We start from the raw sequence: 24,776 nt of genomic DNA, 5'->3' as shown, positions 1-24,776 counted from the left end.
GCCCTAAATGGCGAGAAGATCAACGTTCAAATTTCATACCGTTGTCATATTTGTGAGCTATGCACGGCGCATAAGCTAAGTGGCTGATATTGCTGGTCTGGATTTAATTTCATGATAATAAAAGAAAAAAATCCCGGCAAGGCTTTTACTTTGCCTTACCGGGATGGCTTTAGAACGAATTATTACAAGCTATGATTAAAGGCGAGCTGCCTGTGCGGCAATCTCCTGCGCTTCCTGCAACCAACCCTGGGCCAAGGTGCGGACCAAAGCGTCATAGCCATCTTCACTCTGTTTCAATTCCAGGTTGAATGGCCGTTTGATCAGCCTGCCCTGATGGCTCAACACCCATTCACCACGGACGATCGCTTTACCGTCGTAGCGGCCATGGAAGCCGCTGATGGTGACGTTAAGCACATCCTGATCGCTGCTCATCGGCTGTGATGACACCACCCAACCCGGCAAAGCGCTGCCCAGGTTGGTTACCAATGTCTGTTGCAGTTGCTGATCCAACGGGCTGGCCCACAGGTTGTTTTGCCCAATCACAAACTGCACGTCGTTGGTCTGGTAGACCACCCCACTCTGCGCCAGGAAATCCGCCACGCTGACGTGCTCCAACCACAGCTGGCGTGACGCCTGGGTGCCACTCACCTGAGTCGGGGTTCCCAACGCCGGTAACTGATAGTAAGTCTTGTTGGGCGTACTGCTACAGGCGCTCAGCAACAGCGCCAGAACTACCGGGATCCATTTTTTCATTTTTTGGCCTTCTTCGGCTGAGGGTCATTACTGCCCGCGGCTTCAAATACCAGGGCGTTGCTCTTATCGTTCAGGGTACGCAGCACCGGTTGCAGCTCACGCAGCACCTGATCGAGACGTTGCATATCGCCAACCATTTTGTTGTAGGCTGGTGAGCCTGGCTGGAACCCCTTCATGCTGCGATTGAGTTCTTGCAGGGTTTTCTGCATATCTTCAGGCAATGCCTTCATCTCTTTACTGCTGATGATGTCATTGAGCGACTGCAGGGTTTTCTGCGTTTCTTTCATGGTCTTCTGGCTTTCGGCCAGCGTTTTGGTCGCTTCGTTGATCATTGGATTGATCGGCATCGAATTGATCTTGTCCAGCGTCTGCATCAACTTCTGCTGGATCTGCGCCAGGCCACCGCTGGTGGTTGGCAACAGCGGATAGCCGAACAACTCACGCGGCCCCTTCCACGCTTTCTCCTGTGGATAGAAGTCCAGATCGATATACAACGCGCCAGTCAGCAAGTTGGCTGACTTCAGCGCGGCACGCAGGCCACGCGACTCTGCATCTTTCAAATGCTGCGCGATATCGAAGTTCTTGCCCAACTGTTGATTAAAGCGCTCAGGCTCAATACGGATCAGCACCGGAATACGGTAGTCGTTATCCAACCGCTGGCGCATACCCTCTTTGTAGAATGGCACTTGCCCCACGGTACCCAAGCGAATACCCCGGAACTCAACCGGAGCCCCCGGTTGCAGCCCACGGATTGATTCGGAGAAGAACACCAGATAATCGGTATGCTCGGTATACAGCGAATCCTGAATATTGCGCTGGCTATCGAACAGAGCAAACTCGGCCTTTTCTTTCACCGCTGGGCCACGCTCCCAACCTTCTGGCACGTCAAAGCTGACGCCACCGCTAAACAGCGTCGCCAAGGATCCCATTTCCACACGCATGCCTTGTGCGGACATATCGAAGGCAACGCCGCTGTCTTTCCAGAACCGGACGTTGGTAGTGATCAACTGATCGTAAGGCGCGGTAATAAACAGCTGATAGCGCATGGAGCGCAGCTTGGGATCGAAATAGCTGGTTTCCACCGAGCCAACGCGGTAGCCACGGAACAGTACCGGATCGCCAGCGTTCAACTGGCCGGATTTGTCACTGTCCAGTATCACGCGCAACCCTTTGGCATCGGGAGAGGCCAGCGGCGGAGCATCCAGCAGCTGATAATCCGCTTTTCCAACCTTGCCCTTGTTGCCCGGTTGCAATTCAATGTAGGCACCGGAGAACAAGGTCCCCAGCCCGGAGACGCCTTCACGGCCAATCTGCGGTTTCACCACCCAGAAGGCCGAATCGTCACGCAGTAGCTTTTCCATGCCGGAGTTCAGGCGAGCCTGCACCAGCACTTTACTCAAATCTTCGCTCAGGGTGACGCTTTCCACCGTACCGACATCCACACTGCGGCTTTTGATCTTGGTTTTTCCCGCTTCCAAACCTTCGGCGGAGGTCGTGACCAACGTCACTTGCGGCCCTTGATGGCTGAAGTGATAAAACAGGATCCACGCACCGATCAACGCGGTGACAATGGGAATGATCCACACCGGCGACCAGCGCTTGATCTTCTCAACATCCGCGACGCCATGATTACTTTCCGTCACCTTGCGGCTCCTTTTTTATTGTTTCATTTGCGCGATCCCAGGTTAAACGGGGATCAAACGCCATAGCAGCAAACATGGTGAGAATGACCACCATGGCGAACAGTAGCGCCCCAATGTCTGGATAAATACTCATCAACTGTCCCATACGTACCAACGCCGAAAGCACGGCGATCACAAACACGTCGATCATTGACCAACGGCCAACAAACTCCACCACTTCATAAATCAGATGCATACGCTCGCTATCGGCATTGGCCTTGCCTTTGCCATTGGCATCCAGGCATAGCCAGCCAATCGCCAACATCTTGAGCGAGGGCACCATAATACTGGCAATGAAAATCACCATCGCCACCGGATAGGACCCTTCTCCCCATAGCAGCACCACCCCGGCCATGACCGTTGATGGCATTTTATTGCCCAACGCCTCGGTGATCATAATCGGCATCAGCATCGCCGGAATATACAATATGATCGAGGTGACCAATAACGCCATCGTCCATTGCAGGCTGTGGCGGCGGCGTAAATAGCCCACTGTGTGACAACGCGGGCATTTGGACTGCTGGGCGGGCAGGATGGCCGTACAGCAGGAGCAGGAACGAACTCCCTGACGCAGACCGGTACGCCCAACCTGCAACGGGCGATCAATCAACGGGGCGGGTTCAATATCCTGCCACAGCCAGCGGCGATCGACGCATTGGAAGGCTCGCACCTGCAGCAGGCAAAACAGACAGTAAGGGACGAAACTGGAACCAATGCCGATATCACCATAAGCCATCAGTTTGACAAAGCTAACCAGCACGCCAGCCAGGAAGATCTCGACCATACACCAGGTCTTCAACTGGAACAGCACTTTGGCCATCCAGATCTTCCATTGTCGTGGTAGCCGCACCCTGGCACACAGCAGAATAATCGCCAACATGCAAAACGCCGGGATCAGTTGCACAAACACCATAAACAGGGTGGCCATGCTGGCATAGTCTTCTGCCACCATCACCTGAGGAATTTGGATCAGTTTGATTTCATTGCCCAGACCGGCAACGCGCATATTGATAAACGGGAAGATATTGGCTAACACCAGCATGAATAACGCGCTGAGGGCAAAACCAATCGGTTGTTTGCGCGGTTCTGCCCAGCGGGCGCTGAGTGTCGTTTTACAACGGGGACAAACGGCCTTGGAGCCTGATTGCAAAGGCGGCAACGCCACCAGCATATCGCATTGTGGGCACAGTATCAGGTTATCCTGTTGAGGCTCGCCATGCATCGCATGACTCTGCTGCTTATGACTTTCGTGGGAACACACCATTATCCTCCTTAACCGTGTCGCTCATCGGTACAGCCTGGGTTGCCCACAGCAGCAGCGTGCGGGCAACCCGTTTCCGATCAGCCGTTTTTCATTGCTTCCAGCTCTTCCCAACGGGCAAAGGCTTGTTCCAGTGCCTGCTCCGCAGTGGCAAGATCGGCCAGCACCTGCTGGGTTTCGCTGTGCGGGCGTGAGAAGAATCCCGCATCACTCACCTGTGCCTGCAAGGCTTCAATATCCACTTCCAGCTGTTCAAGGCGCTGCGGCAACTGCTCCAGTTCGCGCAGCAGGTTATAACTCAGTTTGGCTGCTGATTTCTTGGGCTGCTCGGTTTTTTTCTCCGCCGCAGCCTTGGTTTGGCTGGTGGCTACCGTGCGGATCGGCTTGGCGGTGGCACGCTGATGGTGTGCATCGTAGTAGCCCCCGACGTAAGTGTCGATCACGCCATTGCCTTCGAAAATCCAGCACTCGGTCACGGAGTTATCAACAAACTGACGATCGTGGCTCACCAGCAATACGGTGCCCTGGTAGCTATCGATCATCTCTTCCAACAGTTCCAGCGTTTCGACGTCCAGATCGTTGGTTGGTTCATCGAGGATCAGTAAATTACTCGGCTTAAGGAATAATTTTGCCAGCAGTAGGCGGTTACGCTCCCCGCCCGACAACGCTTTGACCGGCGTCATTGCCCGTTTAGGGTGGAACAGGAAGTCCTGCAGATAGCCCAGCACATGGCGCGAACGACCATTGACCATCACTTCCTGCTTACCTTCCGCCAGGTTATCCATTACGGTACGTTCTGGATCCAGCTCGGCGCGGTGCTGGTCAAAGTAAGCCACTTCCAGCTTGGTGCCACAGTGCACTCGCCCGCTGTCGGCTTTCAGTTGACCGAGCATCAATTTCAGCAAGGTGGTTTTACCACAGCCGTTTGGCCCCACCAATGCGATTTTGTCACCGCGCTGCACCTGAGCACTGAAGCCCCGGACCAGCACTTTGTCGGCGACCTGATAATTGACGTCTTCCATTTCGAACACAATCTTGCCCGAACGCACGGCCTCTTCCACCTGAATCTTGGCGGTGCCCATCACTTCACGACGTTGTGAACGCTCGTTACGTAACGCTTTCAGAGCGCGCACCCGGCCTTCGTTACGCGTGCGGCGTGCCTTGATGCCCTGGCGGATCCAAACTTCTTCCTGCGCCAGTTTGCGGTCAAATTCGGCGTTCTGCAGCTCTTCCACCCGCAGCGCTTCTTCTTTGCTTTCCAGGTACAGCTCGTAGTTGCCCGGCCATGACACCAGCTTGCCGCGATCGAGATCGACAATGCGCGTGGCCATATTGCGGATAAACGAACGGTCGTGCGAGATGAAGACGATGCTGCCCTGAAACTCTTTCAGGAACCCTTCCAGCCAGTCGATGGTGGTGATATCCAGGTGGTTGGTAGGTTCATCAAGCAGCAACACGCGCGGTGAACTGACCAACGCCCGGCCCAGTGCCGCTTTGCGCAGCCAACCACCGGACAGGGAGGACAGCTCCGCATCGCCGTTCAGCCCCAGTTGCAACAGGACTTCACTGATACGGCTGTCTAGCTGCCATAAGCCCTGATGATCGAGGATCTCCATAACCTGCGCCATACGCGTCAGGTTCTTTTCGCTCGGATCCAGCTCCACCTGATGTGAGATAGCATGATACGCCTTCAGGTGTTCCGCTTGCTCGGCCACGCCTTCGGCCACAAAGTCGAACACCGTGCCGCCGATATTGCGCGGAGGATCCTGCTGCAAACGCGCCACAATCAGATCCTGCTCGTAAATGATGCGCCCATCGTCCAAGGGGATCTCTTTACCCAGGATCTTCAGCAGGGTCGATTTACCGGCCCCGTTGCGCCCAACCAGGCAGACGCGTTCATTGTCTTCAATATGAATTTCGGTGTTGTCTAACAAAGGTGCATCGCTGAAAGAGAGCCAGGCACCGGACATGCTGATTAACGACATAGTAATTATTTTCCTTCGCCGGCGTGGGTGACCAGCCAGCAGTTGTGGATCTGACGGTTACGGGCAAAGTCTTCTGACTGTGTCTTGGCGGTAATTTCTTTCGCCTCCAGACCCAGTGCGTTCAGACCTGCCAGATCCATCTGGAAACCGCGTTTGTTGTTGGAGAACATGATGGTCCCGTTACGGCGCAGTATCCGTTGTAAATCTTTCATCAGCGCCAGATGGTCGCGCTGTACGTCAAAGGTGTTCTCCATCCGCTTGGAGTTGGAGAACGTCGGCGGATCGATAAAGATCACATCGAACTGTTCGTCGGCATTGTGTAGCCAGGACAGGCAATCTGCCTGGATCAGGCGGTGCTGTCTACCGGTCAGGCCGTTAACCCGCAGGTTCTTCTCCGCCCATTCCAGATAGGTACGCGACATATCCACCGTGGTGGTGCTACGTGCGCCCCCCAACCCGGCATGTACGCTTGCGGTGCCGGTGTAGGCAAACAGGTTGAGGAAGTCTTTGCCTTTGCTCATCTCACCCAGCATACGGCGAGCGATGCGGTGATCGAGGAATAACCCGGTATCGAGATAATCCGTCAGGTTGACCCACAGCTTGGCATTGAACTCTTCTACCAGCAGGAACTCCCCCTTCTGCGCCAGCTTCTCATACTGATTTTTGCCCTTCTGACGTTCGCGGGTTTTCAGGATCAGCTGATTCGAAGGCAGCTCCAGTACCGCTAACGTGGCGTTAATCACGTCAAACAGGCGCTGGCGGGCTTTCTGCGCGTCGATGGTTTTCGGCGGCGCGTACTCCTGCACCACCACCTTACTGCCATAGCGATCCACCGCCACGTTATAGTCAGGCAGATCGGCATCATACAGGCGATAGCACTCGATCCCCTGCTGCTTCGCCCATTTGTCCAATTTCTTCAGATTCTTGCGCAGACGGTTGGCAAAGTCTTCTGCCACCTGCACACCACCAGCACCCTGCGGGTTTTCTGCCAGTTGGTAGTTTTTCTGTACGCAGTCCAACGGGCCGTTTTTCGCTTTGAACTGGCGCTCTGCGCGCAACTGCAGGCAACTGAGCAGTTCCGGTGAGGCGCTGAACAACGAAAGCTGCCAGCCACCAAAGTGGCTCTTCATGATGCGCCCTAACATATTGTGCAGCGCAATCAGGGCTGGTTCGCTCTCAAGGCGTTCACCGTATGGCGGGTTGCTGACCACCGTGCCTACCGGGCCTTCCGGCAGTGGGTTGGTCAGTTTGCTGACGTCATTAACGTTAAAGGTGATCAATTCGGCCACGCCAGCGCGGCGGGCGTTCCCCTTCGCCATTTCAATGACGCGGCGATCGATATCGGAACCAAAGAAGCGTGACGGGGTTTCTTGCAGGCCACGTTTCGCCCGCACCTGCGCTTCAGTGATCACTTCACGCCACAGTTCGGCATTGTGGCCGTTCCAGGCGGTAAAGCCCCAATGTTGACGATGCAGGCCAGGCGCGCGATCGGAGGCGATCATCGCCGCTTCGATCAACAGCGTGCCAGAACCGCACATCGGGTCCAGCATCGGCGCCCCTGGTTGCCAACCGGAACGTTGGACAATCGCTGCCGCCAGGTTTTCCTTCAACGGAGCCTGGCCGGTAAGATCGCGATAGCCGCGCTGGTGCAAACCTTCTCCGCTCAGATCGAGCGCTACGCTGGCCATATCACGCTGCAGGAAAACGTTCACCCGAATGTCCGGCTGCTGTTTCTCTACCATTGGCCGATCGTTGAGCTTGCGGGTAAAGCTGTCCACAATGGCGTCTTTGACCTTCAGTGCACCATATTGGCTATTGCGGATCTCTTCATTGAGGCCGCTGAAGTGCACCGCAAAGGTTTTATCCAGGCCAAATATCGATGGCCAGTCAATGGCCTGCACACCGAGGTACAGATCCAAATCGCTGTGCACGCGAAATTCATTCAGCGGCAACAGAATACGCGAAGCCAGGCGGCTCCAGAGCAGGCTTTGGTACAGAAGACGATCGTCACCCTGAAAATGTACTCCCCCCTGCACCACTTTGCAGGAGTGAGCGCCAAGCCGCTCCAGTTCGCTTTTTAACAGTTCTTCCAGTCCACGCGCCGTGCTGGCAAACAGAGTGTTCATATCGTGCTTATCACCAAAAAGAAAATTGTTGCGCATTATAGCTAATCCAGACCGCTTGTCATAAAGTTGCTCCCTTCTATTTCATTTATCGCACGGAGGCAGGGGTGATCACGCTCTCCCGACTTTACGTTCATCCGGTCAAATCACTACGGGGTTTGCAGCTTTCTCACGCTCAGGTGGCCAGCAACGGCCTGGCTTTTGATCGCTCTTTCATGATCACCGAGCCAGACGGTACCTTCATCACCGCCCGCCAATACCCGCAGATGGTGCTGTTTACCCCGGCGTTGTTGGCGGATGGTCTGTTTCTGACCGCACCGGACGGTGAAAGCGCGGCGATCCGCTTCATTGATTTCGCCCCCGATGCGCAGCCGACCGAGGTGTGGGGCAACCATTTCACCGCGTTGATCGCCCCGGTGGCCATCAACAGTTGGCTAAGCGGTTATTTTCAGCGCGAGGTCCAGCTGCGCTGGGTTGGGCCTGAATTAACCCGCAGGGTAAAGAAGCACCCGGAAATTCCGCTCTCCTTTGCCGACGGTTACCCTTATCTGCTGATTAATGAAGCCTCGTTCCAGGATCTGCAGCAACGTTGCCCAAGTAGCATCAGGCTGGAGCAGTTTCGCCCAAACCTGGTGGTGACCGGTAGCCCGGCCTGGGCAGAAGATGGTTGGCAGGTGATCCGCGTCGGCGACGTGATGTTCGATCTGGTAAAACCCTGCAGCCGCTGCGTATTGACCACGGTCAGCGTCGAACGTGGCCGCAAACATCCGAGCGGCGAGCCGTTGAGTACGCTACAACAGTTCCGCACTGCCGATAATGGCGACGTCGACTTTGGCCAAAACATGATTGCCCGTAACAGCGGTATTATCCGCGTCGGCGATAGCGTTGAAGTGTTGTCAACCAAACCGCCGCGGCCTTATGGGGCAGGTAAGGTCGTCGAAAGCCTGCAGGCACCGCAGGACAGCACCACCAGCGTGAGCATTGAGTATCAAGGAAAGGTGTTTGCCGGTAATAACCAGCAGATCTTGTTAGAGCAGTTGGAGCAGCAAGGCATTCGCATCCCTTACTCCTGCCGGGCTGGCCTGTGCGGCAGTTGCAAGATAACGCTGGTGGAGGGCGAGGTTGCGCCGCTAAAGAAAAGCGCAGTGGCTGCCAACGGCACCATCCTCTGTTGCAGCTGTATTCCTAAAAGCGATGTGAAGCTGGCGTAACGCTTATTACACTGCCCTGTCGTAAGCCGGGGCAGACTGTTCATCCGGGATGCAAGGTTTCAAGCGATCGTGCATCACTTTTATCGCATCCCCCAACACCATGGTGCGCCCAGCCAACGCCAGCTGATTTTGTGCCAGCAAGCACAGGCTGGCATTATCCCCGGCTTCCACCACCAGCAGACGCGCCTCGACACCGCTATCCATCACCTTCACCGCCGCCAACTCGCCATTTTTTGGGCGTAGCGGATAGTGTTGCTGAGCAAAATGCCAGCTCTTGGGCATCAGGGGTTTGAGAAAACGGAAGGCCACCAGCGCATTTAATACCAACTCGGCACGTTGTTCATGGCTGAGCTTTATCTGTTTGCACTGTTCTTCATAATCAAAATAAAGCGCTGCATCATCGACGCAGAATGCACATTCAGCGAAGGCGTCCGGGGTTAGCATTTTTGCCGGAAAGCGTGAACGGAAGATCATACCATTGGCTAAATCGAGCATCAGTCGATCGTGCTCAGCGTCAAAATACCAACGCCAATTGTCGTCAGGTTTTATCTTCATTGCTTATCCTTCTCACCACATGCCAACGCGTATTACGCAAAAGGCGATTTTATCACCAGAAAGGTTGCTTAAACATCGGATAATTCCGCTACCGAACAAAATATAGACGAGCCGGGGGCAGAAATAAACCCCCGGTCGAAAATGAAAGGTAAAATATTAGATATGGGTAACGATATCTTTAATCAAACGCGGTCCGTGGAAGATAAAACCGGAATAAATTTGTACCAACGTTGCCCCGGCCTCCATTTTTTCCCGCGCCGCCGTCAGGGAATCAATTCCACCAACGCCGATAATCGGCAAGCGCCCTTGCAACTCTTGCGACAAACGGCGGATCACTTCAGTGCTGCGTAACTGTACCGGACGGCCACTTAATCCCCCTGCCTGATCGCAGTAATTCAACCCCTGAACCAGTTTACGATCGAGAGTGGTATTGGTGGCAATGACCCCATCTATATTATGACGCACTAAACTGTCCGCTATTTGGATCAGTTCTTCCTCTGAAAGATCCGGCGCGATCTTTACCGCAACCGGCACATATTTGTGATGGCGAGCCTGCAATTGGGCCTGCTTATTTTTTATCGCCGCTAGCAGATCGTCCAGCGCTTCACCATACTGTAAGGATCGTAATCCCGGGGTATTGGGTGATGAGATATTAATCGCGATATAGCCGGCATACGGATAAACCTTATCCATACAGATCAGATAATCGTCTTTGCCCTGCTCGACCGGCGTGTCTTTATTCTTGCCGATATTGATCCCAAGCACGCCACCAAAATGGGATTTCTTAACGTTTTCAACCAGATTGTCTACGCCGTGGTTATTGAACCCCATGCGGTTGATCAACCCTTCGGCCGGGACCAGGCGGAACAGACGCGGTTTATCATTACCCGCTTGCGGACGCGGCGTAACGGTACCGACCTCAACAAAGCCAAAGCCCATCGCGCCAAAGGCATCAATGCACTCGCCGTCTTTATCCAGACCGGCGGCCAAACCTAATGGGTTGCTAAAAGAGAGCCCCATGCAGCTCACCGGCTTGCTCGGCACCGACTGACGGATAAGAAACTCTAGTGGGGTGCCAGTAATACGGCGCAGTTGACTGAAGGTCAATTCGTGAGCGCGCTCGGGATCGAGCTGGAACAAGGCTTTCCTGACGATGGGGTAGTACATGTACTCTCCTGATTTCCCGGTGATATCCTGCTGACTTGAGGTCGCAAGTCAATCGCTGTGCCTGATGGGGATACAGGTGGGGATCATGCAGAACGCCGACACGCCGTAAACCCATCCCTGGGGGCTCGCAATCGCGCATCCTTACGCTCAACGGTCGGCTAACCTGCATGATCCCCACCTGCTTCAGGCTTTCGGTGTTGCGGTTATTTAGCGACAACCTCAAGTCAGCAGGATAGGCCTGTCGACCGGGGGCGTATTATCCGGTATCCCCTCGCCAATTGGAATTGATTAAAGGCAAAAAAAGCGCGTTTAGCGCAATCGTTTCCCTTGTATGGTGCTACTTCCCCGCTTTTCCCCCTTTACGCATATCAAAATCAAAAAATGAGATTTAAAAATCACCCCCTTTTGCTGTTAGCTTTAAAACACTTTACGAACATTAATTTAACATTGATAACTTTTTGATATAAGGAGTGGCGATGCGCGTTTTATCTCTAGCTGGCAGCCCAAGGCTCCCCTCACGCTCGGCGGCGCTGTTACAACTGAGCCAACGCTGGCTACAACAGCAGCAGGTGGAAGTGATCCCCTATACCCTGCACGATTTTCAGGCGGAAGACCTGCTGCGCGCCAATTTTAACAGCCCTGATATTAAAGCCTTCGCCGCGCAACTTGCCGCTGCGGATGGCCTCTTGATCGCCACGCCGGTTTATAAGGCATCGTTTTCTGGCGCGCTGAAAACCTTACTCGATCTGCTTCCTGAACGCGCGCTGGAACACAAAGTGGTTTTGCCGCTGGCCACCGGCGGCTCCATCGGCCACATGCTGGCGGTGGACTATGCGTTGAAGCCAGTGTTGACGGCGCTGAAAGCCCAGGAAGTGCTGCACGGCGTGTTTGCCGATGACGGCCAGATAGTACTTAACGGTGAACAGGCCCAGCTGTCCGATGGGGTGGCCGCACGCCTGCACGAAGCGTTGGACAGTTTTTATCTGGCGCTCAACCGCCGTAAACCGCCGGTGCCAAACACCGCCGCCTCTCTGTTAACCCGGCAAACTGCCTAACCGCCTAAGGAAATCATCATGCCCCTCTCTTTCCGCCGTTGGCTTAACACCGGTGCGCTGGCCGCCATCATGGCGCTGGCGCTGACCAATACCGCCGTCGCACAAGATAACGCGCCTGCTCAGTTTCGTATTGGCTATCAAAAAGGCTCGGTGAGTCTGGTGTTGGCCAAAACCCACCAGTTGCTGGAACAACGCTTTCCTGCCACCAACATCAGTTGGATCGAATTCCCGGCGGGCCCGCAGATGCTCGAGGCGCTGAACGTCGGCAGCATCGATCTGGGCAGCACCGGCGATATCCCTCCAATCTTTGCCCAAGCGGCCGGTGCCGACCTGCTGTACGTCGGCGTAGAGCCGCCGAAACCCAAGGCGGAAGTGATCCTGGTGCCGGAAAATAGCCCGATCCACAGCGTCGCCGAGTTGAAAGGCCATAAAGTGGCCTTCCAGAAAGGCTCCAGTTCACACAACCTGCTACTGCAGGCACTGCAAAGGGACGGCCTGAGGTTTACCGATATCCAACCGGTTTATCTGACGCCCGCCGATGCCAGAGCGGCCTTCCAACAGGGCAACGTCGATGCCTGGGTGATCTGGGATCCCTACTATTCTGCCGCGTTGCTGCAAGGCGGAGTGCGGGTATTGACCGATGGCAGCGAACTGAACCAGACCGGCTCCTTCTACCTGGCCGCTCGCCCTTATACCGAAGCCAACGGCCCGTTCATCCAGCAGGTGCTGGCGGTGCTGACCCAGGCCGATGCGCTGACGCATAGCGATCGGGCGCAGAGCATTACCTTGCTGGCCAAGGCGATGGGCTTACCGGAGGCGGTGATTGCCAGCTATCTGGATCATCGCCCGCCAACGGCCATCAAACCCTTAGGGGACGCGACCATTGCTGCCCAGCAAAAAACCGCCGATCTCTTTTTCGCCAACCGGTTGGTTCCGGTGCAGGTCGATATTTCTCAACGCGTCTGGCATCCAGCCGCACAATAATCAGGAGAGAACTCTATGAGCATTAACGTATTCTGGTTTTTACCGACTCACGGCGATGGCCACTATCTGGGGAGTTCAGAAGGGGCACGGGCGGTCGATTACGGTTATCTTCAGCAGATCGCCCAGGCCGCTGACCGGCTCGGTTTCGGCGGTGTGCTGATCCCAACGGGGCGCTCTTGCGAAGACTCTTGGCTGGTTGCCGCTTCATTAATTCCGGTCACGCAGCGGCTGAAATTCCTGGTGGCCCTGCGCCCCGGCATCATCTCCCCGACCTTGGCAGCCAGGCAGGCCGCCACGCTGGATCGGCTTTCCAACGGCCGCGCCCTATTCAATCTGGTGACCGGTGGCGATCCGGAAGAGCTGGCAGCGGAAGGTTTGCACCTTAACCACACCGAACGCTATGAAGCCTCCGCCGAGTTTACCCACGTATGGCGCAAAGTGCTGGAAGGTGAAACTGTCGATTTCGCCGGTAAGCATCTTCAGGTAAAAGGTGCCAAGCTGTTGTTCCCGCCGGTGCAGCAACCTCGCCCACCGCTGTATTTTGGCGGCTCCTCTGAGGCGGCACAGGATCTGGCAGCCGAGCAGGTCGAGCTGTATCTGACCTGGGGAGAACCCCCTGCCCAGGTAAAAGAAAAAATAGAGGAAGTACGAGCCAAAGCAGCGGCCCTGGGGCGCAAAGTCCGCTTCGGTATTCGCCTGCACGTTATCGTGCGCGAAACCACCGCAGAAGCCTGGCAGGCGGCCGACCGTTTGATCGCCAACCTCGATGATCAAACCATTGCGGATGCACAGAAAGCTTTTGCCCGCTTCGACTCCGTTGGCCAACAGCGTATGGCGGCCTTACACGGCGGCAAGAAAGACAATCTGGAAATCAGCCCTAACCTGTGGGCCGGTGTCGGATTGGTGCGTGGCGGTGCAGGCACGGCGTTGGTGGGCGATGGTCCGACGGTCGCTGAGCGCATTCAGGAATATGCCGATCTGGGCATCGACACCTTTATTCTTTCCGGTTACCCGCATCTGGAAGAGGCCTATCGCGTAGGTGAACTGCTGTTCCCACATCTCGATCTGGCGACCAGCGAACAACCGACCCAGTTGCGTGCGATCAAGCCACAGGGCGAAGCGGTCGCCAATATCTATATCCCACAAAAAGTGTCACAAAGCTGAGGAGAACAGTGATGGCGATCGGTGCACAACAAATTCTGCACCGGCTGGCCCCCTGGGCTTTGCCGGTAGCGCTGGTGATTGGCTGGCAGACCGCCGTTGAGGCGGGTTGGTTGTCTAACCGTATCTTGCCCGCGCCGAGTGCCGTGGTGGCAGCCTTTTGGGCCTTGACCAAAAGTGGCGAGCTGTGGCAACACCTGACCATCAGCAGTTGGCGTGCGCTGATTGGCTTCAGTATCGGTGGCAGCATTGGCTTGGTATTAGGGTTCATTACCGGCCTGTCCCGTTGGGGAGAGCGTTTGCTCGACAGCTCGGTACAGATGATCCGTAACGTGCCGCATCTGGCGCTAATCCCGCTGGTGATCTTGTGGTTCGGCATCGACGAGTCCGCCAAAATCTTTCTGGTGGCGCTGGGGACGCTATTCCCGATCTATCTGAACACCTATCACGGCATCAAGAATATCGACCGTGGCCTGCTGGAAATGGCGCGCAGCTACGGCCTGAGCGGCTTTAGCCTGTTTACGCAGGTGGTGTTACCCGGCGCGTTGCCTTCGATCATGGTCGGCGTGCGTTTTGCGCTCGGGTTTATGTGGTTAACGCTGATCGTCGCCGAAACCATCTCCGCCAACTCTGGCATCGGTTATCTGGCAATGAACGCCCGTGAATTTCTACAGACCGATGTAGTGGTGGTCGCCATTATTCTGTATGCCCTGCTCGGCAAACTGGCCGATGCCTGCGCACAACTGCTCGAACGTGTCTGGTTACGCTGGCACCCGGCCTATCAACTGAAATCAGGAGAAGCATAATGACGGCCCCGACTCGTATTCCGCAAGGCACCCCCATTACGCTGGAAGGCATCGCCAAGCGTTATGGCAACCGCACCGTGTTGGACGATTTGCAACTCCGCATCACCGCGGGCCAGTTTGTGGCCGTGGTTGGCCGCAGCGGCTGTGGTAAAAGCACCTTATTACGCCTGCTCGCAGGGCTGGAAACGGCCAACAGTGGGACCCTGGTGAGCGGTAATGCCCCACTCAGCCACGCCAAAGACGATACACGTCTGATGTTTCAGGATGCTCGCCTGCTGCCATGGAAAAAGGTGATCGACAACGTGGGGCTTGGCCTGAGCGGCAACTGGCGTGATGCTGCATTGCAGGCGTTAACCACCGTTGGGCTGGCCGACCGTGCCAATGAATGGCCAGCCGCGCTGTCTGGCGGGCAGAAACAGCGTGTCGCCCTGGCCCGTGCGTTGATCCATCGCCCACGTTTGTTGCTGTTGGATGAACCCTTGGGGGCACTGGATGCGTTAACGCGTATTGAAATGCAGGGGCTGATCGAAACGCTTTGGCAACAGCATGGCTTCACCGTACTGCTGGTCACGCATGACGTTAGCGAGGCGATCGCACTGGCCGATCGGGTGCTGTTAATCGAAGAAGGACGTATCGGGCTGGATCTGACTGTTGATTTGCCACGGCCGCGCCGAAAAGGTTCGGTAAAGCTGGCAGAGTTGGAAGCAGAAGTGTTGGCAAGAGTGTTGGCGCCACCGCAAACTGTTGGGACTTCCCGCCGGGTGGCAAATTAATCAGGGGACGGCAAATGCCGCCCCCTTGCTTTTACGCGTCTAACGCCTTGGTGATCTTCTCAAACAGATCGCCAGACAGGTTCTCCAGCCCTTTCAACTGCTCCAGCGCCTGACGCATCAACGCCTGACGAGAGGCATCGTAACGCTTCAGGCGGATCAGTGGTTCAATCAGCCGCGCAGCAACCTGTGGGTTACGCTTGTTCAGATCGCTGAGGATCTCCACCAGGAACTGATAGCCGCTGCCGTCTGCCGCATGGAACGCCGCCGGGTTAGCCGAAGCGAACCCACCAATCAACGAGCGGGTGCGGTTTGGATTACTCAGGCTGAATGAACGGTGTTGCAACAGCGAACGTACCTTACCGAGTACGTCTGCCGCCGGGCTGGTGGCCTGGAGGATGAACCACTTGTCCATCACCAGACCATCGTGATGCCAGCGCTCATCAAACTCGGCCATCAAGGCATCACGGCAAGGCAACTGTGCCCCCATCGCCGCAGCCAGTGCCGCCAGCGAATCGGTCATGTTGTCAGCCTGCTGGAACTGTTGCACCACCAGCTTGTCAGCCTGCTCTACATCGCCGAAAGCCAGATAGTGCAGACAAATGTTACGCAGCGAACGCTTGGCAATATCGCCGTGCTCAACCCTGTACCCTTCAGTTTTGTTAGCGTGATACACCGCCAGCCACTCATCGGCCAGCTCTTTAGCCAGGCAACGGGTGATCGCTTCATGCACCGCAGAGATGGCTTGCGGATCGATGATGGCGAACAGCTCGGCAATTTCGTTTTCCGATGGCAGCGTAAGGATCTGCGCGGCCAGGGCCGGATCCAGCTTCTCATCCAGCAGCACCGCCCGGAAGGCATCTGCCACGTGCAGCGGCAGCGACAACGGCTGTTTCTGCTGATATTTGGCCACGTTCAGCTTGATGTAAATGGCCAGCAGGCTCTGGGCGGCATCCCAGCGGGAAAACTCATTACGCGCATGCTGCATCAGGAACGTCAGTTGCTGATCGCTGTACGGATAATCCAGCTTGACCGGTGCCGAGAACTCACGCAGCAGCGAAGGAACCGGCTTATGCGCGACGCCATCAAACACAAAAGTCTGTTCGGAGGCGGTGACGTTCAACACGTTATTGACCGGGGAACCGTCTTTCTGCAAGGCAATAACGTTGCCTTCGCTGTCGTAAAGCTCAATATCCAGCGGAATATGCAACGGCAGTTTTTCTGGCTGATCGGCCGTCGGCGCGGTTTTCTGGCTGACGTGCAAGCGGTATTGCTGATCCTCGGCGCTATAGTCATCACGCACCGTCAGCAGCGGCGTGCCAGACTGGCTATACCAGCGGCGGAACAGCGACAGATCGACGTTGGAAGCGTCTTCCATTGCCTGCACAAAATCATCGCAGGTGGCCGCACTGCCGTCGTGGCGTTCGAAATAGAGCTGCATCCCCGCCTGGAACTGTTGTTCCCCCAGCAGCGTGTGCAGCATGCGGATCACTTCGGATCCTTTCTCATACACCGTCAAGGTGTAGAAGTTGTTCATCTCGATCACTTTATCCGGCCGGATCGCGTGCGCCATCGGGCTGGCGTCTTCGGCAAACTGCGCCCCACGCATAACCCGCACGTTATCGATGCGGTTGACTGAACGGGAACCCAGGTCGGAGCTGAACTCCTGATCGCGGAACACGGTCAGCCCTTCTTTCAGACTAAGCTGGAACCAGTCGCGGCAGGTCACGCGGTTGCCGGTCCAGTTATGGAAATATTCGTGGCCGATCACCGCTTCAATATTCAGGTAATCCTTGTCGGTGGCGGTTTCTGCCTTGGCCAACACATACTTCGAGTTAAAGATATTTAACCCTTTGTTCTCCATCGCCCCCATGTTGAAGAAATCCACGGCGACGATCATGTAGATATCCAGATCGTATTCCAGGCCAAAGCGGGTTTCATCCCACTTCATCGAATTTTTCAGCGAGGTCATGGCCCAATCGGCACGATCCAGGTTGCCACGATCGACAAACAGCTCCAAGGCCACCTTACGACCAGAACGGGTGGTGAAGCTATCGCGCAACACGTCGAAATCCCCCGCCACCAGCGCAAACAGATAGCTAGGTTTCGGGAACGGATCCTGCCATTGCACCCAGTGACGGCCGTCTGCCAGGTCACCTTCAGCCACCCGGTTGCCGTTCGACAGCAGGAACGGATAACGTGCTTTATCGGCGACGATGCGGGTAGTAAAACGGGCCAGCACGTCTGGGCGATCCAGATAGAAGGTGATATGGCGGAAGCCTTCGGCCTCGCATTGGGTGCACAGCGCTTCACCAGACAGGTATAGCCCTTCCAACGCGCTATTTTTCGCCGGATGGATGTCGTTGACGATCGTCAGGGTAAACTGAGCCGGTAGTTGTTCAATCACCAGTTGGTTTTCCTGCTGGCGATAGGCGCTCCACGGCTGCCCATCAACTTGAATACTCACCAGAGTCAGGTCTTCGCCATTCAACGTTAATGGGGCACCGGCGGCACCCTGCCGTTTGATCTGGCTGACGGCGGTAACGCGCGTGGTGTCTGCATCCAGTTCAAAATCCAGGTCGATATCGGTGATGGTATAATCTGGGGCGCGATAATCGTGGCGATACTTCGCCTGTGGCTGTTGTGTCATAAAAACCCTTTGACGTCTCAGTGAGTTACAGATCCCGGACTCGAAGCGCACCGCCGTGCAGGACGACGCGGTACCTCAATGGCCCGATTGTGAATAAACTGTATCACAGCTATAAAAAAACCCAGAAATGGCAGCAAATCGCACCAAGAAATCACACGACTCACGCAGACATTCGCTGTTGTTTGCTATGCTCCAGCTACCCTGGCGCTTCACTTAACGTCAAACTCAGCATTTTATGCTTAAGCAGGCGCAGTTCCGTCCCCGTTGGCAACCGAATTGCGGAGGAAAACCAGCGGTAGCAATGATATAATCATCCAAGAACCAGTAGGAGAAACAGATTGGCATGAAAGTAAAATACCTGATCTATTTCTTCACCTTTGCCATCATGCTGTCCTTTGCGGTTTTTATCGCCAATGGGCTGATAAAGGCCCGTGCCAGCCATGAGCAAAGCTTGGAAAATCTGTACAAAATCAGCAGGACCAAAGAGGTGGCCGAGGCCTTTCAGGCTACACTGCTGGCACACCGGTTAAAACGATTAGGTCTGGCGGATAAATCCGTCACCCAAGCTGAATGGCAACAGGCCGATCAACAGGCACGTGAAAAAATCGCGATTGTTAAATCCAATGTCGACGCCGACCTCGCTCTGCGCTTGGGCATTCGGCAAAAGATTGCCATACTTTCCATGCTCGATTGGATGGAAAGGCTGCTGGATAACGATTCGCGTCAGGTCACGCAAGTCGATACTGCCAACAGCAATCTGTTCAATATCAACAGCGCCTATTATATCGTCCAGACCACCAAAGCCTTCTACCGTTATACCTACGACACTCGGCTGATCAATGCGGACTCATTTCTATTTTTGGAGGCCGTTCGCCTTAATAACCGGCTGAATATGTCGCTGACCGAACTGATCGATCAGATTATCGACGTCAATCTCAGCAGCCAGGAACGCAAGAATGCTTATCTGAAGGCCATCCAGTTGACCGGGGTGTTCACCCCGCTCGGTACTCGTTTGGCGTTCTTAAAGCTAGCCTATAACGATCCGCAGATTGCTGAGCTGGTGGATGAGATACTCCGAAATATCTCCAGTCATCGGATCAGCAACATTTCAGACGGGTTATATCAAGCCATTACCCATAATACCGTCTATGACATCAACCTGATCGCCGGCTATATCGAGGAGATGGACAGACTTTCCCAAAGGCTCTATGAGCGTAGCTTTGAGCTGGAGATGGCCGCTTCCGAAGCCAAAATGTATGATAGCCAGACAGCCATCTACGGCATGATTTCTCTGAGTGGGCTGATTGCCCTGTTCATCCTGCTGCCTTCCATGATCTTCTGTTCCAACATCACCCGCTGGCTGACCAAAACGCATAAAAATATTCTGCGCCTGTCACAAGGCGATATGAATATTGATGACAACGACGCGTTTTACAGCAAAGAGCTGATCGCCATCAGTGACGCCATCACCCAGCTCAAACAATACAATCAGGTCAAGATCGCGCTGGAAAACGAAAAGCAGCAGCTAATCAAAGAGCTGGAAGTCTCGTCATTCTTCGATCCCTTAACCAACATTTATAACCGCCGCAAATTTTTCCTCGAGTGTGAGATGCTTGCGCAGAGTAGCTATCCGCTGGCGTTCTGTCTCATCGATATCGATAACTTCAAGCGTCTTAACGATACCTATGGCCACGATGTCGGCGACCGAGTGCTGGTAATGTTCGCCCAGTCGTTAAGTAACACCTTCCGTTCCAGCGATATCTTTTGCCGCTATGGCGGTGAGGAGTTTGCCCTGCTGCTCGGCCACTGTTCCCTGGAAAATGCCCGCAGCATGATGGAAGCGCTGCGTGAACAAACCCAACAAATGTGCCTGGAGTTGCTCAACGGAAAACGGGTGCGCTTTACCATCAGCTGTGGTATCGCTGCCGTAGGCGACCTGTCACAACTGCATCCAGCCATCAAACAGGCCGACGAAGCGCTCTATTTTTGTAAGAAGAGCGGGCGCAATCGGGTCAGTATTTATACGCCAACCGGTTTTATCTGAATCTGTGTTTAAAATAATTAACCTCATAATTTTTATGAGTAAATCAACTAAGCCATTCAGTTTATTGGATTAAATGGCTTTTTCTGGCTGAGGTTATGCCGCCGGTAAAATAAAGGCACGTTTTATCCTCGACCCGTTCCGGCCATTTGTGGTGTGATGAGGCTTCAATAACAGGATAATCCGGGTATACTCCCCCCACTTTTTTGATTATCCGGATTTGGACACGCGCCTGACGAGGATGCTGTAACGCGATATGACTCTATACGCTTCCCCGATTTTGACTTCACTGCTTGATACTGACGCCTACAAGCTTCATATGCAGCAAGCAGTGTTCCATCGCTACCCCGCAATTACCGTTGCGGCGGAGTTTCGTTGCCGTGGCGACGAACTGCTGGGCGAATATGCCGACGAGATCCGCGCGCAGGTTGCCATGATGAGCGAGTTGGCGCTAACCGAAGCCGAACACCGCTATCTCTCCAGCCTGCCTTTCTTCCATCAGGATTACCTGAGCTGGCTGCGGGAGTTTCGATACGATCCGCAACAGGTCAGCATTAGCAATCACGACGGCAAATTGCATATCCGTATCGCTGGCCCCTGGCGCGAAGTGATTATGTGGGAAGTGCCGTTATTGGCAGTGATCAGCGAAGTCGTGCACCGCCAGCGCTCGCCACAGGCCACGCCAGAGATGGCCATTAGCCAGTTGCGCCAGAACCTGGCGCAGTTCAAGCAACTGAGCGGGGATATTGATATTTCACGCTTCAAGCTGATGGACTTTGGCACCCGTCGCCGCTTCTCCCGCGAGGTGCAACAGGCCATTGTCAGCACGCTGAAAACCGAATTCCCCTATCTGGCTGGCACCAGTAACTACGATTTGGCGCATCGGCTGGATCTGATCCCGGTTGGCACGCAAGCCCATGAGTGGTTCCAGGCTCATCAACAGATTAGCCCGGTACTGGCCAACAGCCAACGTGCCGCCTTGCAGGCCTGGCTGGATGAATATCCCGCTCAGCTCGGCATTGCACTGACCGACTGTATCACCATGGATGCGTTCCTGCGTGATTTCGGCAAGCAGTTTGCCCAGAGCTATCAAGGTCTGCGCCACGACTCTGGCGATCCGATCGAATGGGGTGAAAAAGCCATTGCCCATTACCAGCAATTGGGGATCGATCCCATGAGCAAGACGCTGGTGTTTTCAGACAATCTGGATCTGGATAAGGCTTTGGCGTTGTATCGCCACTTTGATCGGCGCATCAACCTGGCGTTCGGTATCGGCACGCGTCTGACCTGCAATATCCCCGGCGTCAAGCCGCTAAATATTGTGATCAAGCTGGTCGAGTGTAAAGGCAAGCCGGTAGCCAAACTGTCCGATAGCCCAGGCAAAACCATCTGCCAGGACCCCGCGTTTGTCAAAGCGCTGCGCAAAGCCTTCGATCTGCCGCTGGTGAAGAAAGCCAGTTAAGGTGCCCCCTCTCTCCAACCCTCTCCCACTGGGAGAGGGAACTGTACGGCGCTGCATTAAAGAACAAGAGTCAGCCGGGGATACAAACCGTGTGGGCATTTCTCACCGGCGTTCCCCCTCTTCCTTTATATACCTCCTGTTTTTTTATCCCACTGCAATAAATGTTGTCTCATTCTGATGATTTCTGCTTGTGCTCTGCAACGCGGCAAGTAACATAGCAACATCCCCAAATTCTTGGGTTGTTAGCCTATTTCTGAAAAACTTATAAGAGAGAAATCTATGAGCGTAGTGCCTGTAGTCGACGTACTGCAAGGTCGTGCTGCGGTTGACAGTGAAGTCACCGTGCGCGGTTGGGTACGTACCCGGAGAGATTCTAAAGCTGGTATCTCCTTCCTCGCCGTTTATGACGGCTCCTGCTTTAATCCGTTACAGGCCGTCGTTAATGATTCTCTGCCGAATTATCAGGACGAAGTGTTACGCCTGACCACCGGCTGTTCCATTGAAGTGACCGGTACCGTGGTAACTTCGCCGGGTGAAGGCCAGAGCTTCGAACTGCAAGCCACAGCCATCAAGGTGGTGGGTTGGGTTGACGATCCTGACACCTATCCAATGGCGGCCAAACGCCACAGCATCGAATACCTGCGCGAAGTTGCCCACCTGCGCCCACGCACCAACCTGATTGGCGCAGTTGCCCGCGTTCGCCACACCTTGGCACAGGCAATCCACCGCTACTTCCATGAGAACGGTTATTTCTGGGTTTCCACCCCACTGATCACCGCCTCTGATACCGAAGGTGCCGGTGAAATGTTCCGCGTCTCCACGCTGGATATGGAAAACCTGCCACGCACTGATAAAGGTGCCGTCGATTTCAGCCAGGATTTCTTCGGTAAAGAAGCCTTCCTGACCGTATCCGGCCAGTTGAACGGCGAAACCTACGCCTGTGCGCTGTCAAAAATTTATACCTTTGGCCCCACCTTCCGTGCCGAGAACTCGAACACCAGCCGTCACCTGGCTGAATTCTGGATGATCGAACCGGAAGTTGCCTTTGCTACCCTGGACGACGTTGCCGGGCTGGCCGAAAGCATGCTGAAATATGTCTTCCAGGCGGTGCTGGATGAACGTGCCGACGATCTGCAATTCTTTGCTGAGCGGGTAGATAAAGACGCCATCGACCGTCTGAAGCGCTTTGTCTCTTCCGATTTCGCCCAGGTGGACTACACCGAGGCGGTCGAGATCCTGCTCGCTTCCGGCCAGACCTTCGAGAACCCGGTTTCCTGGGGTATCGACCTGTCGTCTGAACACGAACGCTATCTGGCCGAGCAACACTTCAAGGCTCCGGTAGTGGTGAAAAACTACCCGAAAGATATCAAAGCCTTCTACATGCGCATGAACGAAGATGGCAAAACCGTTGCGGCGATGGATGTGCTAGCACCGGGCATTGGTGAAATCATCGGTGGTTCTCAGCGTGAAGAACGTCTGGATGTGCTGGATCAGCGTCTGGCAGAGATGGGCCTCAATAAAGAAGATTATTGGTGGTATCGTGACCTGCGCCGCTATGGCACCGTGCCACATTCTGGTTTTGGCTTAGGTTTTGAGCGTTTAATCGCCTATGTGACCGGGGTGCAGAACGTCCGTGACGTGATCCCGTTCCCAAGAACGCCACGTAACGCCAGCTTCTAAGTCATAAAACCCAGCATAATTTAAACATTTTCTTTACATAATAAAGGCCAGCTTAGCTGGCCTTTCGCATTTTTGATTATTGACCTGCATCACAAAGTTCCCCAAAATACACAAATTGTTACACATCGTTTCTTCCTGAAACCTGATTACGACATTGGTAGCATTTTCGTTCTAGATAAACCTGCCCGTGAATGGAACACTGCGTGCAGACACAGGACGACACCAATCTATCAACAATAGTTCCAAAAGAATTATTGGCGGCAGTGGCAAGGTGTCCGAATAAAACCAATGAGGGTAATAATGATGATGAAGCGCAACATTCTTGCAGTAGTGATCCCAGCTCTGTTAGCAGCTGGTGCAGCCAACGCAGCTGAAATCTACAACAAAGACGGCAACAAACTGGATCTGTACGGTAAAGTTGACGGCCTGCACTACTTCTCTAAAGACAAAAGCGAAGATGGCGACAAGTCATACGTGCGCTTTGGCTTCAAAGGTGAAACCCAGATTACTGACCAACTGACCGGTTACGGCCAGTGGGAATACAACGTGCAAGCTAACCACGCTGAGTCACAAGGTACCGAAGGTACTAAGACTCGTCTGGGCTTCGCAGGTCTGAAATTTGCTGAATTCGGTTCATTCGATTACGGCCGTAACTACGGCGTAGTGTATGACGTTGAAGGCTGGACAGATATGCTGCCAGAGTTCGGTGGCGATACTTACACCACTACCGACAACTTCATGACCGGTCGTACCAACGGTGTTGCTACTTACCGTAACAACAACTTCTTCGGTATGGTTGATGGTTGGAACTTCGCTCTGCAGTATCAAGGCAAGAACGAAAACGACAAGCGTGAGCTGAAGAAACAAAACGGTGACGGTGTTGGTGTTTCTACCACCTACGCAATTTTGGATACCGGTGTCAGCTTAGGTGCAGCATACTCTTCATCTAACCGTACCATTGACCAGAAAGATAACAGCACTGCTGGCGGTAACGTAGCTGATGCATGGACCGTTGGTGCTAAATACGATGCCAACAACGTCTACCTGGCAACCATGTATGCGGAAACCCGCAACATGACTCCATACGGTAGCGCGTCTAACACCATCGCTAACAAAACTCAGAACTTTGAAGTGGTAGCACAGTACCAGTTCGATTTCGGCCTGCGTCCATCTATCGCTTACCTGCAGTCTAAAGGTAAGAACCTGGCTGGCCCTAACGGCACTGACAACGATCTGGTTAAATACATTGATGTAGGTACTACTTACTACTTCAACAAAAACATGTCTACCTACGTTGATTACAAAATCAACCTGCTGGACGAAAACGACTTCACTCGTGCTAACGGCATCGCTACTGACAACATCGTAGCTACCGGCCTGGTTTACCAGTTCTAAGTTGTTGCACTTGATGACGGCTCGCCGTCAGCTAA

At 54.4% G+C, this 24,776-nt stretch carries 18 protein-coding genes; 10 read left to right on the top strand and 8 right to left on the bottom strand.

The genetic code is table 11. From position 1 onward, the window contains the following. Nucleotides 1-195 precede the first annotated feature (195 nt). The 5 genes from pqiC to rlmKL all read right to left on the bottom strand — a co-directional run bounded on the left by pqiC (nt 196) and on the right by rlmKL (nt 7,807). Nucleotides 196-753, bottom strand: coding sequence for a membrane integrity-associated transporter subunit PqiC (pqiC, locus tag KGP17_RS09785; protein WP_021804881.1), 558 nt, complete (start codon nt 751-753; stop codon nt 196-198). After that, entirely contained in the window at nt 750-2,396 is a 1,647-nt protein-coding gene (gene pqiB / locus KGP17_RS09780; protein ID WP_059200412.1) for an intermembrane transport protein PqiB, read from the bottom strand. The genes pqiC and pqiB overlap by 4 nt, the downstream gene beginning before the upstream one ends. Then, complete coding sequence (pqiA, locus tag KGP17_RS09775) at nt 2,383-3,657, bottom strand: membrane integrity-associated transporter subunit PqiA (RefSeq protein WP_223499623.1); 1,275 nt, start codon at nt 3,655-3,657, stop codon at nt 2,383-2,385. The genes pqiB and pqiA overlap by 14 nt, the downstream gene beginning before the upstream one ends. 119 nt (nt 3,658-3,776) lie before the next feature. Next, complete coding sequence (locus KGP17_RS09770) at nt 3,777-5,681, bottom strand: ABC transporter ATP-binding protein (protein WP_223499226.1); 1,905 nt, start codon at nt 5,679-5,681, stop codon at nt 3,777-3,779. 5 nt (nt 5,682-5,686) lie between these two features. Continuing rightward, nucleotides 5,687-7,807 (bottom strand): bifunctional 23S rRNA (guanine(2069)-N(7))-methyltransferase RlmK/23S rRNA (guanine(2445)-N(2))-methyltransferase RlmL, encoded by a 2,121-nt coding sequence (gene rlmKL, locus KGP17_RS09765; protein WP_024486046.1) that lies wholly within the window; start codon nt 7,805-7,807, stop codon nt 5,687-5,689. A 104-nt stretch (nt 7,808-7,911) separates the two neighbouring features. On the opposite strand from rlmKL, the gene KGP17_RS09760 reads away from it, so the two are divergent. Further along, a complete protein-coding gene (locus KGP17_RS09760; protein ID WP_021804886.1) occupies nt 7,912-9,015 on the top strand; it encodes a YcbX family protein in 1,104 nt (367 codons plus the stop codon). A gap of 6 nt (nt 9,016-9,021) precedes the next feature. Here KGP17_RS09760 and KGP17_RS09755 read toward each other — a convergent pair whose 3' ends face one another. Together KGP17_RS09755 and pyrD are read right to left on the bottom strand one after the other, a co-directional pair. Further along, nucleotides 9,022-9,570 (bottom strand): cell division protein ZapC, encoded by a 549-nt coding sequence (locus KGP17_RS09755; protein WP_021804887.1) that lies wholly within the window; start codon nt 9,568-9,570, stop codon nt 9,022-9,024. A 156-nt stretch (nt 9,571-9,726) separates the two neighbouring features. Beyond that, the gene (pyrD, locus tag KGP17_RS09750; RefSeq protein WP_021804888.1) at nt 9,727-10,737 is read right to left on the bottom strand and encodes a quinone-dependent dihydroorotate dehydrogenase; all 1,011 of its coding nucleotides are present in this window, start codon (nt 10,735-10,737) and stop codon (nt 9,727-9,729) included. Between the two features lie 476 nt (nt 10,738-11,213). Here pyrD and ssuE point away from each other — a divergent pair, with 476 nt between their 5' ends. From ssuE to ssuB, 5 genes are read left to right on the top strand one after another with little or no spacing between them, the layout of a single operon-like run. Next, entirely contained in the window at nt 11,214-11,792 is a 579-nt protein-coding gene (gene ssuE / locus KGP17_RS09745) for an NADPH-dependent FMN reductase (protein ID WP_094982370.1), read from the top strand. A gap of 18 nt (nt 11,793-11,810) precedes the next feature. Next, nucleotides 11,811-12,776: a sulfonate ABC transporter substrate-binding protein gene (locus tag KGP17_RS09740; protein ID WP_021804890.1), complete on the top strand. Its 966-nt coding sequence runs from the start codon at nt 11,811-11,813 to the stop codon at nt 12,774-12,776. A 15-nt stretch (nt 12,777-12,791) separates the two neighbouring features. Continuing rightward, nucleotides 12,792-13,940: an FMNH2-dependent alkanesulfonate monooxygenase gene (ssuD, locus tag KGP17_RS09735; protein ID WP_094982371.1), complete on the top strand. Its 1,149-nt coding sequence runs from the start codon at nt 12,792-12,794 to the stop codon at nt 13,938-13,940. A gap of 11 nt (nt 13,941-13,951) precedes the next feature. Then, nucleotides 13,952-14,743, top strand: coding sequence for an aliphatic sulfonate ABC transporter permease SsuC (gene ssuC / locus KGP17_RS09730; RefSeq protein ID WP_046808141.1), 792 nt, complete (start codon nt 13,952-13,954; stop codon nt 14,741-14,743). Then, nucleotides 14,743-15,516, top strand: coding sequence for an aliphatic sulfonates ABC transporter ATP-binding protein (ssuB, locus tag KGP17_RS09725; protein WP_059200406.1), 774 nt, complete (start codon nt 14,743-14,745; stop codon nt 15,514-15,516). Before ssuC ends, ssuB begins: the two co-directional genes overlap by 1 nt. Before the next feature lie 31 nt (nt 15,517-15,547). On the opposite strand, the gene pepN is transcribed toward ssuB, so the two are convergent. After that, entirely contained in the window at nt 15,548-18,163 is a 2,616-nt protein-coding gene (pepN, locus tag KGP17_RS09720) for an aminopeptidase N (RefSeq protein ID WP_223499225.1), read from the bottom strand. A gap of 343 nt (nt 18,164-18,506) precedes the next feature. Here pepN and KGP17_RS09715 point away from each other — a divergent pair, with 343 nt between their 5' ends. From KGP17_RS09715 to ompC, 4 genes are all read left to right on the top strand, one after another. Then, complete coding sequence (locus tag KGP17_RS09715) at nt 18,507-20,207, top strand: GGDEF domain-containing protein (protein ID WP_059200404.1); 1,701 nt, start codon at nt 18,507-18,509, stop codon at nt 20,205-20,207. A gap of 253 nt (nt 20,208-20,460) precedes the next feature. Then, nucleotides 20,461-21,666 carry a nicotinate phosphoribosyltransferase gene (gene pncB, locus KGP17_RS09710; protein ID WP_037375001.1) on the top strand — a complete coding sequence of 402 codons (1,206 nt, stop codon included), beginning with the start codon at nt 20,461-20,463 and terminating at the stop codon, nt 21,664-21,666. Between the two features lie 279 nt (nt 21,667-21,945). After that, nucleotides 21,946-23,346, top strand: a complete 1,401-nt coding sequence (gene asnS / locus KGP17_RS09705; protein WP_209522274.1) for an asparagine--tRNA ligase — start codon at nt 21,946-21,948, stop codon at nt 23,344-23,346. Nucleotides 23,347-23,649: 303 nt separating this feature from the next. Next, nucleotides 23,650-24,741: a porin OmpC gene (gene ompC / locus KGP17_RS09700; protein WP_305801186.1), complete on the top strand. Its 1,092-nt coding sequence runs from the start codon at nt 23,650-23,652 to the stop codon at nt 24,739-24,741. Nucleotides 24,742-24,776 lie beyond the last annotated feature (35 nt).

Source organism: Serratia sp. JSRIV001 (genome assembly GCF_019968745.1).
Taxonomy (GTDB): domain Bacteria; phylum Pseudomonadota; class Gammaproteobacteria; order Enterobacterales; family Enterobacteriaceae; genus Chania; species Chania fonticola_B.
This window is presented reverse-complemented; position numbering and strand designations above follow the sequence as displayed.

Coding starts and splice junctions, on each gene's coding strand:
- rlmKL (WP_024486046.1), bottom strand. CDS start 7,807: ATGAACACTCTGTTTGCCAGCACGGCGCGTGGACTGGAAGAACTGTTA.
- KGP17_RS09755 (WP_021804887.1), bottom strand. CDS start 9,570: ATGAAGATAAAACCTGACGACAATTGGCGTTGGTATTTTGACGCTGAG.
- ssuD (WP_094982371.1), top strand. CDS start 12,792: ATGAGCATTAACGTATTCTGGTTTTTACCGACTCACGGCGATGGCCAC.
- ssuC (WP_046808141.1), top strand. CDS start 13,952: ATGGCGATCGGTGCACAACAAATTCTGCACCGGCTGGCCCCCTGGGCT.
- ssuE (WP_094982370.1), top strand. CDS start 11,214: ATGCGCGTTTTATCTCTAGCTGGCAGCCCAAGGCTCCCCTCACGCTCG.
- ompC (WP_305801186.1), top strand. CDS start 23,650: ATGATGAAGCGCAACATTCTTGCAGTAGTGATCCCAGCTCTGTTAGCA.
- KGP17_RS09715 (WP_059200404.1), top strand. CDS start 18,507: ATGAAAGTAAAATACCTGATCTATTTCTTCACCTTTGCCATCATGCTG.
- pqiA (WP_223499623.1), bottom strand. CDS start 3,657: ATGCATGGCGAGCCTCAACAGGATAACCTGATACTGTGCCCACAATGC.
- KGP17_RS09740 (WP_021804890.1), top strand. CDS start 11,811: ATGCCCCTCTCTTTCCGCCGTTGGCTTAACACCGGTGCGCTGGCCGCC.
- asnS (WP_209522274.1), top strand. CDS start 21,946: ATGAGCGTAGTGCCTGTAGTCGACGTACTGCAAGGTCGTGCTGCGGTT.
- pyrD (WP_021804888.1), bottom strand. CDS start 10,737: ATGTACTACCCCATCGTCAGGAAAGCCTTGTTCCAGCTCGATCCCGAG.
- pepN (WP_223499225.1), bottom strand. CDS start 18,163: ATGACACAACAGCCACAGGCGAAGTATCGCCACGATTATCGCGCCCCA.
- pncB (WP_037375001.1), top strand. CDS start 20,461: ATGACTCTATACGCTTCCCCGATTTTGACTTCACTGCTTGATACTGAC.
- pqiC (WP_021804881.1), bottom strand. CDS start 753: ATGAAAAAATGGATCCCGGTAGTTCTGGCGCTGTTGCTGAGCGCCTGT.
- ssuB (WP_059200406.1), top strand. CDS start 14,743: ATGACGGCCCCGACTCGTATTCCGCAAGGCACCCCCATTACGCTGGAA.
- KGP17_RS09770 (WP_223499226.1), bottom strand. CDS start 5,681: ATGTCGTTAATCAGCATGTCCGGTGCCTGGCTCTCTTTCAGCGATGCA.